General features: G+C 54.6%; 12 protein-coding genes. All 12 read right to left on the reverse strand.

Annotation, left to right across the window (positions count from 1 at the left end; genetic code table 11):
* The 12 genes from BLW59_RS05830 to rnhA all read right to left on the reverse strand — a co-directional run bounded on the left by BLW59_RS05830 (position 1) and on the right by rnhA (position 16,521).
* Complete coding sequence (locus BLW59_RS05830) at positions 1-1,152, reverse strand: hypothetical protein (protein ID WP_081348406.1); 1,152 nt, start codon at positions 1,150-1,152, stop codon at positions 1-3.
* 87 nt (positions 1,153-1,239) lie between these two features.
* A complete protein-coding gene (locus BLW59_RS05835; protein WP_029545985.1) occupies positions 1,240-1,704 on the reverse strand; it encodes an OmpH family outer membrane protein in 465 nt (154 codons plus the stop codon).
* A 128-nt stretch (positions 1,705-1,832) separates the two neighbouring features.
* Positions 1,833-3,086 carry a hypothetical protein gene (locus tag BLW59_RS05840; protein ID WP_081348407.1) on the reverse strand — a complete coding sequence of 418 codons (1,254 nt, stop codon included), beginning with the start codon at positions 3,084-3,086 and terminating at the stop codon, positions 1,833-1,835.
* Between the two features lie 55 nt (positions 3,087-3,141).
* Positions 3,142-5,142: a BamA/OMP85 family outer membrane protein gene (locus tag BLW59_RS05845; RefSeq protein ID WP_139283561.1), complete on the reverse strand. Its 2,001-nt coding sequence runs from the start codon at positions 5,140-5,142 to the stop codon at positions 3,142-3,144.
* A 268-nt stretch (positions 5,143-5,410) separates the two neighbouring features.
* The gene (locus tag BLW59_RS05850) at positions 5,411-5,980 is read right to left on the reverse strand and encodes a hypothetical protein (RefSeq protein ID WP_074696935.1); all 570 of its coding nucleotides are present in this window, start codon (positions 5,978-5,980) and stop codon (positions 5,411-5,413) included.
* Between the two features lie 141 nt (positions 5,981-6,121).
* Positions 6,122-6,763, reverse strand: coding sequence for a sigma-70 family RNA polymerase sigma factor (locus tag BLW59_RS05855; protein WP_029545992.1), 642 nt, complete (start codon positions 6,761-6,763; stop codon positions 6,122-6,124).
* Positions 6,764-6,786: 23 nt separating this feature from the next.
* Positions 6,787-11,133, reverse strand: a complete 4,347-nt coding sequence (locus BLW59_RS05860; protein ID WP_318258357.1) for a translocation/assembly module TamB domain-containing protein — start codon at positions 11,131-11,133, stop codon at positions 6,787-6,789.
* Between the two features lie 38 nt (positions 11,134-11,171).
* The gene (locus BLW59_RS05865; RefSeq protein ID WP_081348408.1) at positions 11,172-12,812 is read right to left on the reverse strand and encodes a TolC family protein; all 1,641 of its coding nucleotides are present in this window, start codon (positions 12,810-12,812) and stop codon (positions 11,172-11,174) included.
* A gap of 89 nt (positions 12,813-12,901) precedes the next feature.
* The gene (locus BLW59_RS05870) at positions 12,902-14,194 is read right to left on the reverse strand and encodes an MlaD family protein (RefSeq protein ID WP_074696939.1); all 1,293 of its coding nucleotides are present in this window, start codon (positions 14,192-14,194) and stop codon (positions 12,902-12,904) included.
* The gene (locus BLW59_RS05875) at positions 14,191-14,940 is read right to left on the reverse strand and encodes an ABC transporter ATP-binding protein (RefSeq protein WP_029545999.1); all 750 of its coding nucleotides are present in this window, start codon (positions 14,938-14,940) and stop codon (positions 14,191-14,193) included. The genes BLW59_RS05870 and BLW59_RS05875 overlap by 4 nt, the downstream gene beginning before the upstream one ends.
* A 15-nt stretch (positions 14,941-14,955) precedes the next feature.
* On the reverse strand, positions 14,956-15,726 hold the full coding sequence (locus tag BLW59_RS05880; protein ID WP_029546001.1) for an MlaE family ABC transporter permease: 771 nt from the start codon (positions 15,724-15,726) through the stop codon (positions 14,956-14,958).
* A gap of 81 nt (positions 15,727-15,807) precedes the next feature.
* Complete coding sequence (rnhA, locus tag BLW59_RS05885; RefSeq protein WP_074696941.1) at positions 15,808-16,521, reverse strand: ribonuclease HI; 714 nt, start codon at positions 16,519-16,521, stop codon at positions 15,808-15,810.
* Between the last annotated feature and the right edge of the window lie 197 nt (positions 16,522-16,718).

Raw genomic sequence — 16,718 nt, forward strand, 5'->3', positions numbered from 1 at the left:
CTATTTACTCGAACTCTCAAGGGTACGGACCTCGGCCGCCAGTTCCTCAGTCACATCATCAAGATTCCCCGTGACTTCTCCGTAGAAGGATTCCGAAAAATCCCTGCCCAGGGCACCGGGGAAAATCCCCTGCAGCTTGGGCATAGGCACGGAAAGTATCATGGTGTAGTGGTGAAGGATTGCTACCTTCGCTCCCTTGCCCTCAATGTCATTGGCTATGTGGTTTTCCAACGCCGCCAGCTCCTGCTTCACCTGCACCAGCTGCCGCTGCTTTTCCAAGTGCTGCTGCACTTGCAGGGAAAGAGCCATTTGCCTTGACATGAGCTCCGCATTCCTGGCCTGGGCCGCTGCCTCGGCAGCCACAGCCTCAGCCTTTTGCTGTTCCAGGGCCTCCTTGGACTTCTTGTCCCACTCAGCCAGCTTGGGGGCCATGACAGAATCCACATAATCCTGCACCTGTTTGTCCCAGGCGAGCTTCAGCTGATACTGGCGCTCTCCGCGCTCCTGCTTCAGCTGCAGGGCTTCCTGCTCCCAGGCCGCCCGCTCCTCATCCAGTTCCTCCTGTTTGGTCCAGGGATGGTGCATCTGCTGCTGGTTATCCAGCTTTAGATTGATGTTGAGGATGGCATTTAGATACTCATCATCAAGGGCTGCCCGCTGAGCCTCATAAGCAGCACGGGTCGATTCCCGATAATCCTGCTCTATGGCCTTGCGCTCCCTGTCCAGCTGCACCCGGCCGCCGATGACGGTCTGGGCGTTCTTCTGCCAGACAGAATCCTTGAAGGGCTGACTGTCAGTTTCCGGGGGCTGCACTGTGAGCAATGGCAGCTCCTGCAAGTCCTCCAGTTCCATTTCCAGGCTGAGGGCCTGTGCCCGGAGCTGCTGCAGCCTTTCGTAATCCGGATGGGCCGGCCACACCTTGCGGGCATCCGCAAATGCTATTTCGCTGACCGGCTTCACATTTTCCTGTGGTTCATTTCTGTCCAGCACACTTTTAAGCACCAATCCCGTGCCTGCCGTCAGCAACAGCACGAGGACAGCAGCCCCTGCCAGTACCTGGCGATGGTGTTCCTGCCAAAGCCCCTTGAGACTTACTTCTTCCTCACTGCCCGGAGAACTTCCCTTGAGGGATGAATCTTCTTTATCCTTCAAAGCCTGCCCTCCTCTGATTGCACCCACTACGACAAATACCGAGCACCAAGGCCCGGTATTTGCTCTTATGCCATTCGGCTATCTTCCTTACTTGCCCAGCTTGGACACAACGTCCTGGGTAATGTCCTGGCCGCCATAAACCACAGCGCCCTTGTCAAGGACAACCTGCAGGCCCTTGGCCTCGGCCACCTTCTTCACCGTTTCCTCGATGTTCTGGCGGATAGGCTCCATGAGCTCGTTGTTCTTCTGCTGGAGACGCTGCTGGGTCTGCTGATAATAGTCGCCCTTCTCCTGATCGTTCATGCTGGCAGATTTCTCCTCGAAATCCTTCTGAGCATTCTGCACTTCGTTCTGCATGGTCTGCTCAGCCTGCTGGAGCTGGGGATGCTGGGCTGCTACCGTGCGGTAGTCAATCACACCCACGCTGGAGCTGGCAGCGGAAGCCAGGCCGGAACCGGACTGGGTCAGGGCCAGAGCCACCACAGAGCCGATGAAAGCCAAAGCGATAAGTACGCTTACGATCTTAACCTGTTTCTTTTCCAATTTAACCATGTTTCATTTCTCCTTTGCCCTTTGAGGGCTGCAAAATTTCCATCAAACTTGCACAGAAACAAGGATATTATACCTCATGTGAGGAAATTTTGCCAGTGGCAAATGCAGCCTCACACGCGTTTCGTGCTCTAAAAATATCCTATCACCCTTACCCAGCTGTCATTCCTATCCACCACATACTCCAAAGCCATGAAATCATGGAGCTGGTAGCGCAGGGCAGTTTCCCATACGCGGCTGCCCCAGCGGTACTCATAGCGCAGGAGCCAGCGTCTGGACAGCTGCTGGCTTGCGAACATAAGCCAGTTATGGTCGCGCATATCATAGCGTATCTCTGCCCGTCCCTTGGAGCTCAGGCTGCGTCCATAGCCCAGCTGCCAGCCCCAATCAGGCTTTTCCGGATAGACATCAAGCAGGGTAAAGACCTCGTCCTTTGGGGAGAGCATAGCTCCCGCATGAAGCCGCAGGGTCAAATCCCTGTTGCGGTCCTTCTCTGTCCGGTGTCCCACATCCAGCCAGCCCTCCAAGCGCACCCTGTAGCGTTCCGTGTTGGAACGGCTCATAATCTGGGTGTTTTCCCCAGGCTGGATCTCAACCTGGGTGGCAAGTTTCCAGCGGCCAAGGCCGCCCTTTGTGTCCAACTCCCGGGCCAGAGCCTTTTCAAAGGTTTCCCTGTGCCTTGCGACAAAGCTCACAGGCACCCCTACCAGCATATTGCATTTATCCTGCATTTCGCTGCGATGGGCCAGCAAGGTCATATTGGGTATGGTATCTGAGCGCATGGCAAGGTCTATGGTACGCACCACCGGCAGACGAGGATAGAGAGTGATTTCCGCTCTGGTCTGTCTGCCCGGACTGACTTCAAAATCCGCCCTGAACTCCGGCAGATGCTTGTCCAAATATCTTTTGACCTCCTGCCGGATAAGTCCCGCAGTCCAGTCACCTGCCGCCACAGGCAGCCCCAGCAGGGCCTGCTGAAAGACCTCTCCCAACCCTGCAGCATCCTGACGTACCAGTTCTTCCACCAGAGGGGACATACCTTCAATGGCAATGACTGGTTCCACCTTTTCGATAGTTGCGTCCCAGGGGACCAGGCTTACCCTGACAACGGTATTTTTTTCCGGCTCAATGACTGCCCCTACAACAGTGTAGCCTATGAGCACCTTGTCAAATACCTCCATGATCAGAGCTTCATCCTGATATTTTCTCCCCTGAAGCTCTGCTATATCCTGACCTGCCAGCAGCTGAACCGCAATGGCCTCTACGCTCTTTTCCATGCGCTCCCTGGCCAGCTTCGGCATGGAATGTGGTGACGTGACCTCTGCCCGTACTGTTTCCACCCGGGCAGAAGCCTCCCCCCGGCCGCCAAGCAGTACGCCCAGCATAAGGCAAAAGCCAAATAACCTTATCGCCTGCAATGGCACGGCTCTATTCACCGCCTTAGAAGGCACCGCCTACGGTGAAGTGGACACGGCCGCCCTGATCGCCACGACCGTAGTCGAGACGTACAGGACCGATAGGCGTATTGAAGGAAATGCCTACACCCACGCTGGCGTGAAGCTCGTTGGAGTGCGGCAGGAATCTGTCACTCCAGGCACCGCCGCCATCAGCAAAAACAGCACCCTGGACTTTGTCAACCAGAGGGAATCTGTACTCAATAGACAGAAGTGCCATGCGGTCGCCGCGGAACTGGTCATCACGATAACCGCGCAGGGTATCCTGACCACCGACGCGGTACTGGTTGAACTCAGAAAGGTGTCCATGACCGTAGCCAAGCATGCCCCGTACAGCAATGACGCGGTTATGCCCCACCTTGAAGTACCGGGCATCCTCAATTGAAGCCTTCTGGAAATCAAAATCTCCGCCAAAGCCTGCCACCTCGGCAGTAAGGCTGACCTTGCCACCCTCGGTGGGGTTGTAGACATTGTCACGGGTATCCGTCACATGCTGGAAGGTAATGGAACGGGTAGTGCCGAAGTTGTACTTCTTCCAGGCCTCGTCATGATAGCCCCAATGGATGCTGCCATCAGGATTCGTCCAGACCACGTTGCCATCATCCTCATGCCTTACATATGTGTCCTTGCGGTTCCTAAGGGTGAGGTAATTGGTAGAATACTCGCTGACAGGGCGTCCAAAGGTGATTTCTCCCCCGGCATACCTGCGCATATAGCTTTCTTTCTCATCACCGCTAGTATCATAATCTGAATACTCATAGGTACGGTTATAGATTTTCAGGGTACCCACAGTTTCTTTTTTATCAATCCAGGGACGCCTATAGGAGAACAAAAAGCCCTGAGCATCGCTTTCACTGCCAGACCTCTGATAAGTAAGGGTAACAGCATCACCAGTGCCCAGGAAGTTCTTGTCACCCACATTTATCATGCCCAGGATGCCGTCAGAGCTGCTGTAGCCGGCACCCACGCCGAAGGTACCCGTGCGCTGTTCCTTGACATCCACTTCCATGATCACAGCGTTGGGCTCCACGCCTGGATTCATCTTGATGTTCACATCTTCAAAAAACCCCAGGTTGTAGACGCGCTGAACGCTGCGACGGGCCAGCTTGGAGTTGAAGGGCTCACCAGGCTTCTGACGCATTTCACGCAGGATAACCCTGTCCTTGGTCTTCTTATTGCCCTTGACTGCATAACCTTCCAGCTTGCCCTCATTGATCTTGATGACCAGCTTGCCAGAAGGATCTATATTCATATCGGAGACCTTCATGAGTATGTAGCCATCCTTATGGTAAAGCTCCTGAATGGCCTGGATATTTTCATGCAGGATGCGGCTGTTGAGGATTTCCCCCTTCTTCACGCCCATGCGATCATAGAGTTCCTCAGACTTCTCCACAGTGTTGCCAGTGATTTCAATATCCGTCAGCACGGGGTTTTCCAGCACATGGAAGGTGACAATGACACCTTCCGGCACTTTCTCAAAAGAGGGGAAAATATCATAGAAATAGCCCGTGTTGTAAATGGTGTCCCTGGCCTCATAGAGCAATTTTGAGGTGAACATATCACCTGCATGCATGGACACAGCTGCCTTGGCCGTGGGCTCCGTCTTTTCCGTAGCTCCTTCAAAGCGGATATCCACGATTGTCTGGCCTTCGAACTGGCCCAGCAGGTCCTCTATAGCCTTTTCATCCGGGCGGTTCTTATTCCAATTTTCGGTGCGCTCGTCTACCTGAACCGGTGCCTGAGCACTTTCCTCCGTTGCGGCCGTCTCATTTTCAGCCCCGTCTGCTGCCTTTGTCTCCACAGCTTCTTCCGGACTGACAGCTGCCATATCAGCAGCCACATTATCAGCCTGGACACTGCCTTCTGCAGGTACCGTTTCCTGCTGGGCAGCCACTTCTTCCGCTGCATAGGCATAACCGGGCAGCACAGCTGCACTGGTGGCCATAGCCACCGCAGCAGCCAAATATCTGTATCGCTTTTTCTTCAAAAGTCAGACCTCCTAAACATTTCCCTTGGGGCCAAAAATTTTCCTTTCTCTCCCCTTGCTCCCTGCAATCAATAATAATATATCAAAATTCCTTGGAAATACAAAGAACTTTTTACTATAAACACTTAGCGAGCACAAACAGCGACGCTCTGCAAAGCAGAGCTAGTCCTTTTAAAGGAAGGCGCAGTGGGAGCTTAGTGTGCGTGTAAGGGCGTAGCGACACGAAGTTAGTCCCTTTAGGGATGCGAAACAACGTTTCGCACGAAGTTTATCGCCTTAATACTTCCCCCGCCTCCTGCATCAATCTCTGCTGGTCAGCAGAAGGCACCCTTGGAGGCATATAAGTAAGGTGAGGGCTGGCTGCAGACTGGGGGGTGCCAGCCTCAAAGGTGCCCTCCCTTGCTTCAGCACGCTCCTGCACCTGAAGGGGCGCAGCAGCCCTTTCCTCCACCGGTTCACCCGGGGGAATAGGATTTTCCCCTGTGCCATGTATTTCTTCCTCAGCCTGCCCTGCAACAATCTCAGCCTCCTGTGGCTGGCTTTCCATGCTCCTGACAGGCGCTGGCGGAGAAATATCTTCCCGCACGGGCTCCCGGCCAAAGGGCCAGTTTTCTATGGCCAGCACAAGGAGCACCGCTACAACCAGAGCCGCCCCCCGGGACAGCCACTTGCGCAGTTTGCAGATTATTTTCCCGGGAGAAGCTCCTTCAAGCTCTGCCTTGGCCAGCATAAGCTTCAGGTCCCCCTGCAGCTCATCGGCCCGCTCCAGCGAATCATCAGCCTGACCCAGCCAGTCCCGGGCCGCCTGTATGCGCGCACGCTTGCTGTCCTTATCCATGCTCCCGCCCCCTTTCATCTATATAATCCCAGGGAGCAAAGGTGATTTTGTAAAGCAAAAATCAGCATATCCGGGCTTTGCGCTCTATCTGGCAGCGAAAACTATTTTATTCTTGCCTAAACAACACATTTCCTTCTTTTTTCATGTCCAGCCGCTCTTGAAGCGGGCCAGCATTCCCCTGACTCTTCTTATGCCCTTATCCCTCAGCCTGTAGACATGAGCCAGCGAGACACTGAGATCAGCCGCCATCTCCCTGGCATCAGCCGTCCCCAGATACATGCCTTCCAGTACCGCTTTCTCATTACCTGGCAACCGGTCGAGGGCATGGTGCAGGCGCTCGGAAAAAACAGCGTTTTCCACTTGCTCAGGCACCGTCAGCGCAGATCTGTCAGCCAGACTTTCCTTGAGGTTAAGTTCTTCCCCCTCCTCTGTGGCGAGGGACTCCAGGCAGGGGGTATCTGCCCCGCCCTCTTTCCTCAGGAAGTCAAGTATCCTGCCTCTGATGCGGTGCATGCCATAAAGGCTGAAAGCCACGCCCCTTTCAGGGTCATAAGTCTCCACCGCTTCAATCAGCCCCACCGTCCCCTCCTGCACAGCGTCCATGATATCAGGACGGCTGCGCCAGGGCATAGCTTCGCGACAGACCAAAGGCTGATATGATTCTATGAGACGCTGCCTGGCCTTTCTGTCTCCTGCCTTGCACTGGCGCCAAAGCTGACGCTCCTCCTCAGGAGCAAGCAGCTTGACATCAGCGATAGCTGACAGATATTCTCCGAAATTCATAAGCCTGCTCCTTTCTCTCAAAGTCAGAATTGGAAACGGCTGGTAAAGCCAACCACAGTATCGTGGCCTTCACGCTCTACCACCAGGCTGAAATGGTCATTGACATCATACTCCACACCGTAGCGCTGCTTGTGAGCAGAGCCGATGCCCTGGCTGAATTTCAGCATAAGCCCCTTGGTGACGTACTTGCCAATTTCCACACTGTACTCATCTTCCCGGCTGTTGCTCTCAGAAGACGAAGACACGAAATCGGACATAGGCCCGCCCCGGTGTATGCTGAAGTAGTCAAGGAAAAAGACATTCCTCACTGCCTGCTCCAGCTCTGAAAGCACCGTCAGCTGGAGGCCCAGGGAAAGCATATCCCCAGCGGTGATATTGCTCTTTCCCGCCTCATAGTCACGTCCCAGGGTCAGCACCTGCATGATTTCCGTCTGGCTCAGTTCCGGCAAGGAGGAAAGCTTCAGCTCCATCTCCCCCAGGGGACCATCCAGATTCAGGAAAATCTTTGTGCGCCCCACTGTGGCATCAGCCACGAAGTCCAGACTGGGCAGGAAGGAATCCACCTGATTGAAATATGCCACTCCCTGGCGTATCTTGAAGGGGGTCTTCAGATAGCTGACCGTGCCGCCTTTCTCTACCTCCACCTTGCCGCTGGTCCTGGGGTGCCTGGTGGTGCCGCCAAAATGAACAGCGCCTTTCAGGTGCATATCATAGAGATAAGAGCTGTAGAAATGAACCTTCTTGTTCACATTCAGCTGGAAATCGAGAATGACATCCGGCAGTTCCCCTTCGGTATCAGGGATGGTGGGCACTGAGACGGTGCAGTCATGAAGATCCAGTTTGCCCGAGAGCTTGGGCATGACCCTGCCGTAAATCTCACCCTTCTGCAAGTGGAGCTCCCCGTCCAGAGGTCCCTGGAAGAAACTGCTTTGAACATCCAGCCTGCTGGCCGTAAAATCAAAATTGTAATTAACAGGCGTCAAGCCTTCCAGCTGAAGGCCTCCAGAGCCTTGGTAGCTCCCTTCGCCCATTTTACCAGAAAAGTCACTGACTGTCATTTGAGTCCCATTAAAATCAAGCTTCGCCGTCATCTCGGTGATAGGCAGGCGCAGCTCCTTCAGCTTCACAGCCCCGCCAGTGATGGTCATCGCACCATCAAACAAGGGATGGGCTGCCGTACCTGTAATAAGGAGTTTGCCCTGGGTGGGGCCCATGGCCCAATCCACCTGCTTGTAAAGGGCAGGCAGCAGGGACAGATCTGCATTGTCCAGGGAAAGTTCCAGCCTTATCTGCTCATAGTCATTCAGGGCAGCGGGGTCATCCACCTGAAGGGCCCTGGAGGGCACAATGCCCCGGGCACTGGCCTGATATGTTCTCTCCCCCACGGTCTTCTGCACCTGCATGCTCTTGATGTCGCAAAGTCCATTGCGCACCTGCAGCACTGTCTCCAGCGTGTCAAAGGTGGAACCTGCCACACCGCCGTCACGTCCCTTGATTTCTGCATCAAGGGACGGATTATGCAGATAGCCACCAAAAGTCGCCTTAATATCAGCCCGACCTGTGATATCAGCCTTGATTCCCCCCAGCTTGGAAAACATTCCCAAGGAAAGATCCTGGGCCGAAAGATTGGCAGCTATCTCACCGTCATGATTGAAATCAACCGTTCCCCTGGCAGAGAACGTGCCCTCCCCCTGGTAGCCGGAAAGCTCCTTCAGGGAAAGCACCCTGTTCTGCAAATGTCCCTTGAGAATCACATCGCTGATATCATAGCCCGCTGCCGTGCCCTGGGCAATTTCTCCCTGCATCTTGAGATCAGGGTTTCCCAGCGTGCCCCCCAGCTTAACTCCCATGGAAACCTTTCCTGCCAGCTTGTCATTATGCTGATTCAGGAGGTCACAAAGGGCCCCGATGTCAAAATCCTGCACCACGGCATTGCCGGAAAGGCTTTCATCCTCAGTACCGAAGGAGGCCTCCAGGCCGCAATAGCCATTCTCCCCCTGGAAAAAGCCAAACTCCGACAGGGATATCCTGTGCGCAGCATATTCCACCAAACCGTGGATTTTATCTATTTCCTGACCGTTCAAAGTCAGGCTGGGCGCATTCAGGGTACCATGGAAAACAGGCGCAGACAGGCTCCCACTGATACTGCCGTCAAAAGTGCCATGACCGCTGACCTCATAAGGCAGCTTGTGCTGTATGCGCTTCATGTCAATGTCATGCACCTGGGCCAGCAAATCAAGGCTGCCAGACCTGTCCACCATGCCGTTTACATCCATATCAACCATAGGTGAGTAGATGTGGAAATCCTGCAGCCGCACTTTGCCATCCTGCAGATAGTAGTCGCCATCCATGCCAGAGAGCAATACTCCCATGTAGCTGCCAAGATAGAAATGAATGTAGCCAACAGCCTGGGGATTGTCCAGCGTGCCTGTGAATCTTATGGTATTGTCCACATTGCCGGTAATGGGCTGGTCCGGGGCCACCAAGGCTGCCAGATCCTCCATGCGCACCCCGACCGTATCGGCACGAAGGTTGATTTTCTTTTCCCCCGTAAGGCCCACGAAGCCATCCACATACCAGGTCTGTTTCCCATTTTTCTCCAGTGAGAAGTCCTCTATGGCTACCCTGTCCAGGCTCCCCAGGGCATGAAAGCGCAGTGAATCAAAAGGCTGCTTGAAAAGTTCCCCCCGGGTGGCAGAAAATGAAAGGTTAAGGTCGGGGTTGCTCCGGGTACCGGAAAGAGTGCCCTTGAAATCAGAGAAGCCGCTCACATCTGCCTGAGGCAGAAGGGCCTGCAGGAGCGACAACTCCACATGGCCCCCATAAAGTTCCAGCTTCAGCTGGGAATCACCGTAAAGATTGGTTATTTTTCCCTCCAGCCCCACATCGCCATGCTGTGGCAGACGTACACTGAGGGCATCAATGGTGAGTTCATCCCCCAGCAGGGCAAAGGAAGTCCCTGCTCTCTCTATGGGCAGCCCCTGATAAGAACCCTGCTCCAGCTTCAGGCTGCCATAATATGCCATTTTTTTGTAGTCAGTCCCTCTGCCGTTAAAGCCCACATCCAGGGAAGCCCTGCCCGTCAGATCCCTGAGGACAGCAACTTCCGGCAAGGCAGCGGCAGCACTTTTCAGATCTATGCCTTGGACTTTGACATGTCCCGTAAAGGACCAGTCAGCAGCGCTGAGTTCCAGTTCGCCCTGCACCGTGCCTCCCAGGGAGCTGACCTTAGCATCCTGCACATAGACCCTGCCATCTTCGTAGCGCACTTTGGCGCCGCCATTCTCAAAAGAAAAGCCATAGGCCTCCCCCGAGGCCCTGCTTATCCGGGCGTTTACCAGCGGAGCGGTCGCCGTGCCAGAAATCCTGGCCTCAAAGGCAGCCGTGCCATGGCAGGGAATATCCTTCAGGATGGCAGATGGATCAAAGGCATCAGAGGATGCCTCTATGTCAAGATAGGGAGTGCCTTCAAGGAAGGTCACCTTGCCATGAGCCCTGGCCTGCTGTCCTGCTGCCTGGGCTTTGGCATCAAACAGCACCTGGCTGTCGGTAAAGAAGGCTGTGCCTTCTATGTCCTCCACCTCCGTGCCCAAAGCTTTCAGCCTGCCTGCCTTGACATCAGCTGAACCAGTAAGGCTTATGAGCCCTCCCTGGTAGACTACTGCAGCCTCGCCCCGGTTCAGATGCCCGCCTTCAAGCACTATTTCCTCTGGCAAAAGTCCTGCCGGCAGCAAGGGCAGGTATTTATCCAGCTCTGCCTCTCCTGCTTTCACCCGGATAATCTGCCTGTCGCTGCCAATGGTGCCAGCAAACTCCAGGTCAGTTTCTCCCTGGCAGGCCCGGCCCTCCAGTTTCAGCACAGGATACTCCTCAAAGTCAAGAGAACCTGCCACTTGCGTAAAAGAAAGGGACTCAGGCAGACGGAAGCTTCTCACCTGCACACGGGCATCCTCCACCTGCACCTTGCCAGTGAATTTCTTTTTCTCTCCGGTGGAGGAAACAAGCTCCTGCACATTCCAGCTGCCGTCCTCTTTTTCCGTGAGCACAGCCTCCACGCCTTTCAGGGTTACATTGCTAACCCCTTCGGCAGGCTCTTTAAATACGTCAAGCAGGCGGAAGCCCACCCGCGCCTCATCGGCATGGAGCATGGTTTCCGCCTGCTTATCATAAATATTTATGTCGCGTATGGTAAGTTCATGAAGGGAGCTGACTTCAACAGAGCCCACCTCTGCCACGGTCCCCAGAGAGTCGGCTGCTATGCTGCCTGCTGCCTTTCCTGCTTCCTGCATGAAAGTTTCCGTGCGGGCGGCAAAAAACACGCCTCCCCCTAAAAGCGCAGCAGACAGGGCCAGCCCGATCCCGACTTTCAATAACCCCTTCATAAACCCACCCTTTTTGCCATCATCTCTTACTTGGCCATGGATTCAGCCACAATCTCTGCGGTGTCAGGCTCTGCCCTCTTCTCCATAGCCTTGGCTTCCTCTGCCCGCTTTTCTTCCACGGTTTCCTCTTTGGCCTCAGCCTTCTCCTTCTGCTTCTTGGCCGCAGCCTTTTCTTCCTTGTACTTCTCCTTGGCAGCCTTTTCCCTGGCCTTGCGCTCTGCCCGGCCTTCCTTCAATACATCCTTGATGATCTCCTTCGGAGTCTCAAAGACAGCGCCTTCGTTGAGGCGGCCTGCTTCACGTGCCTTGACAGCCGTCTCGCCGGCCATGGCAGCATCACTGTACTTCACTGTATCAAGATCCACGGGAATGCCCATAGCTTTGTCCAGCTCGGCCTTGCTGACGTTGTACTTGTAGAGAGCAGTGTAATAGTTGGTACGGGCAGAGGTGAGCTTCTCCTCTGCATCCATGACGCTGAGGTTGGTGCCCACACCTGCATTATAGCTTACCTGGGCAATCTTGTAGTCTTCCTCAGCCTTGGTAACGGATACCTTGGTAGTCTGGATATTCTTCTCAGCTGCCTGTAGGCTCAGAATAGCCTTGCGCACATCAAGACGGATCTGCTCGTCAGTCTGAGCAGATGCCTCCTGGGCTTTCAACAGGCTGGCCTCTGCCGCATGTACATTAGCAGAGGTCACGCCATTATCAAAGATATTCCAGGTGGCAGTAAGGCCCACGGACCATACATCGCTGCTGGTGTGGTTGGTCTTGAAGGGGCGCTCACCGGCAATGGCATCGCTGCCGCTGGCGTTTATCGTAGGCAGGAAACCAGCTTTGGCAGAGTTCACGCCTGCCTCAGCCTGCTTCACGTTGTAGTAGGCTGCCAGACCGTCTGCCCTGTTCAGCAGGGCAAAATTGGTGCAGGCATCAATGTCAAAATCATATTTGGTGTACTTCAGCTCATCCTTGATTTCCAGCACTGTGTCCGTAGGCAGGTCGAGATAGTTATTGAGGGTTGCCATTGCCACATCGTAGTCGTTCTGAGCCGTCACCAGGGACTGCTGGGCATTGGCCAGCTGCACCTCGGAAGCCAGTACATCAGACTTGGCCACCGTACCCACCCGGTACTGGGCATTTACCTGATCCAAGTGGGCCTGAAGGGTCTCCACATTATCCTGATATACCTTGATGAGATTGCGGCACTGCAGGATATTGTAGTAATGAGTAGTAGCAGTTTTGACAGTAGTCTGCTTGGTGTCCTCCAGATTCATATCTGCTGCATTCAGAGCATACTTGGCAGAATCGCGGCTGGCCCGCAGTGACTCGTTATACAAGGGCACGGTAACACTGCCCGTGTTGCTGAAATTATAGTCATAAGCAGGATCATAAGCGCCGCTGTACGCCCTGCCACCGATACGGTTAGCCCCGGTATTCCAGGTAAGGGTCGGCCCCATCTGGCGACGGGCCTTTGACAAGCTCCAACGGGCATTGTCCACATTGGCATAATACTGCTTGAGAGTGAGATTGTTCTCCAGGGCCATGCGCACAGTATCCTTCAGGTCAAGCTGCACCGTATCGGCAGCCATGGCAGGGGAAGTGCTGATAGCCATCAGCCCGCCCAGTACCAGGGCCGTAAGTTTTTTATGGAAATTCTTCTTGTTATTCAAGACAATGTCCTCCCTTGAATTACTGTAATGATTGCAATTTTATTGTTCTCTATAAAAAGGCCGGTTCCTGCCGACCGGGATTATCCTATTCAAAAACTCTGCCTGATGCCGAAGTAGGCACGACGACGCTCATGATCATTGACGTGATCCCACTGGGCTGCCAAGGCAGTGCCTTTGCCCGTAATATCGTAGGATGCGTCCAGTCTCAGCTGCATGTCATTTGGATCATATCCGTCCACCGCCAGCTGAAAGCGCTTGCCTCCATAAATATCAAGGCCCACCCCGGGTTTGCCGTTTATGACGCCTCCCCGGACACCGAAGTGCCCCTTGGAAAACTTCTTGCCAATCTGGGCATTGAATTTGTTCTCATCACCGATGTCATCAACCCCCAGCCTCAGATAGGGGCCATCCTTCTTGCCCACATCTACATTGAAATCAGTCTTCCAGTCATGGGCACCGCCGCTGTAGAGCACATCAACCTGCGGCTTCACCTCTATCTCGCTTACCTTCTTCAGCATGCCATCAGCCCGCTCAGTGAGCTTTCTGGCATTGCTGATAGTGGCCTTCAGATCCTCCTGGGTCTTTTCATCTGCCACTACATTTTCCAGCCCCTGGGTGATGCGCACCACCCGGGCAGAAGCATCCGCCATATTGCTGAGCGTCTGCCGCAGGTTCTCAGCCGTCTGGGGGTCTGCTCCCACAGTTTCCAGATTAGCCACCATGGCTTCCACGCTCTGCATGGTGCGGTCCATGCCCGCCGTGGCCGAGTTCAGCTGGGAAATGATAGCATTCACCTGTCCCTGATTGCTCACAGCCAGATTTTCCAGCACCGCCATGGTGCGGTCAATGCGCTTGGTCACATCCTGGATGTTCACCATGCTCTGCACCAGGGAGTGCTGCAGGTCTTTGTTGCCCAGAACATCATTGACAGACCCCAGAAGCTCCTGTACCTGGGCCAGCGTCTTGTCTATGCCCTCCATGAGAGTGTCCATGCCCTTCTCATCTTCCCCGATGAGATAGTCTCCATCAGAGACCCAGCCGTTTTCTGCCCCGGCAGGCAGGATATTGATGAACTTTTCTCCCATGACGCCTGCCGAACCAATGGTGACCCGGGACCCCCGGGGAATCTTCACATCCCCCTTTATATCCATGGTGACAGTGACACCGCCGCCATCATTGACCACCTTGCGCACAGAGCCTACCGGCACACCGGAAAGACGCACCGTGGACTGTGGCTCTATGCCCACCACTTGCCGGAAGCCGGCATAGAGCGCGTACCCCTTGCTTCCTCCCAGGCTCACTCCGGAGAGAAGCAGCACCGCCGACACTAAAAGTGCCAGCCCCGCCAGCGTAAAGGCTCCCACCTTGGCCTCTGTGCTCATGCCGCTCCCTCCTTTTCCGCAGTGCTAAGTGTTCTGAAGAACGCCTGCACCCTTTCGTCCTGTATCTTCTTGAACTTTTCCACCGTATCCACGGCAATGAGTTCTCCTGCATAAATCATGGCTATGCGGTCTGCAATGCGGCAGGCGCTGGCCATATCGTGGGTCACCACCACCGAAGTAACGCCTAATTTCCGCTGGGTGCTCACAATAAGCTCATCTATGCGGGCCGTCATGATGGGGTCAAGGCCGGAGCTGGGCTCATCGTAAAAAATCACCGAAGGCTCACAGGCAATAGCCCGGGCAAGGCCCACCCGCTTCTTCATGCCACCGGAAAGTTCATTGGGCATCATTTGCTCCACGCCCTCAAGGCCCACCAAAGCCAGCTTTTCCCTGACGATGCGGCCTATTTCTGCCTCGCTCTTATCCGTGTGCTCCCTAAGGCCAAAGGCCACATTGTCACCCACGGTCATGGAGTCAAAGAGAGCTGAATACTGGAACACCATGCCCATGCGCAGGCGGATTTTGTCCCACTCCGCTTCGCTGAGATTTGCCACATCCCGCCCCCGCACCAGAATCTGGCCGGAGGTGGGGCGGATAAGGCCGATAAGCAGCCGCAGCAGGGTGCTCTTGCCAGAGCCTGAGCCGCCGATGATAGCCAGGGTTTCCCCTTCCCTGATATTCAGATTTATATGGGAGAGAGCCATATTCTTGTCAAAAGACTTGCAGACATCAACTAATTCTATCATGATAACTTACATCCATCAAAATAAAATGAAAGTCAATACGGCATTGAGCATAAAGATGACGATGATGGAAGTCACTACTGTGCGGGTGGTGGCCCGGCCAACGCCCTCTGCCCCCTCGGGGCAGGTAAGGCCGTAATAGCAGCCCAGCACAGCAATGACGTTGCCGAAGAACACAGCCTTCACCATGCCTCCGGTAAGGTCAAAAACCTCCACGAAAGTGTGGATGCCGTTCATAAAGGTGTAGGAACTGATGCCAGAGTAATAAACCGCCGTAGCCCAGCCTCCTGCCACCCCGATTATGTCTCCGAAAACCGTGAGGATGGGCACCACTACCATGCAGGCTATCATGCGGGGAAGAATCAAATATCCCTCCGGATTTACCGCCATGACCCTCAGGGCATCTATCTGCTCCGTGACCTTCATGGTGGCAATCTCCGCCGTAATGGCAGCCCCCACCCGGCCTGCACATACCACACCCACCAGCACAGGGCCAAGCTCACGGCCAATGGCCATGGCTACCACGCCGCCAATGGTGCTCTGAGCGCCGAATTCGATGAACTTCGCCGCCGTCTGCAGGGTGATGACCACCCCGGTGAAAAGCAGGGTCAGGCTCACGATGGTGAGGGAGTCCACCCCCAGATGTGACATCTGGGCAATAATGGAACGCCAGCGCAGACGTCCCCTGAGCTGCCTCACAATGCTCACATAGAGAAGCACCATGGTGCCCAGCTCGGCACAGCGCTTGATGATAAACGCGCCTAGTGTCTCAAGTATCCTGGTTGCCATGCCTGGCCTCCCTCCACATTCTCACCCTTCGATTCTAGCAATTTTATCCCAAATAGTAAAGTCTTATTTACTATTCACATCTCACATATATTTCATAGCTTCCGCCTTGGCCAGCTGGTCACAGCGCTCATTGGCCTCTACCCCAACATGACCCTTTACCCAGTGGAACTCAACTTGTCTGGCGTGGAATGCCTCATCCAGAGCCAGCCAAAGTTCCTTGTTGAGCACCGGTGTCCCCTTGGAAGTTATCCAGCCCTTCTTCTTCCACCCCTCCAGCCAGTGTTTGGTGAAGCCATTCTTCATGTACTGGCTGTCGGTATAAAGGGCGATCTTTGAACCTGCCGGCACGGCAGACAAGGCCTTGATGGCCGCCGTAAGCTCCATGCGGTTGTTGGTAGTGGAAGGGTCACCACCGAAGAGCTCCTGCACATGTCCTGTAGCCTGGTTGGTCAGCACCGCCGCCCAACCCCCGGGGCCGTCAGGATTGCGCAGACAGGAACCATCTGTGTAGATGATATAGTCAGCCTCTCCCACAAAAGCGGGAGCTTCCTTCACTCCAGCAACAGGCTTTTTCCTGACAGGAGCAGCCCCCGGGCTGAAGAGGAACTGCTCCCCCAGCGGCACAGCCGCAGGTGTTTCCGCCCCCGCCAGCCAGGCCATAGCCTCCTGGGCTGTCATAAACCCTTTGAACTTAGCCCCCATAAAGCCTTTCACCTGAGCTTCGCATTCCGCCCAGGTATTGAAAAGCCCCGTCTGCCGTCCCACTTTCACCGCATAAACTTTCTTCTTGGCCATTCTCGTCTCCTTTGCAAATTTATAGCAAAGGGGACGCTCAAAGCGTCCCCTTATATATAGTCGGTAAGTAAGTGAGGGCCACAGGCATAGCATAAGCGGAACGTGTGGAATTTTACCATAAATCTTAGCGGGCACAAACCGCCGCAGGCGGTGCAGTGGGAGCTTAGATTCTATGGTAAAATTCCAAGTGAAGCGTT

This window comes from Selenomonas sp. KH1T6 (genome assembly GCF_900108415.1).
In the GTDB taxonomy this organism is placed as follows: domain Bacteria; phylum Bacillota; class Negativicutes; order Selenomonadales; family Selenomonadaceae; genus Selenomonas_B; species Selenomonas_B ruminantium_A.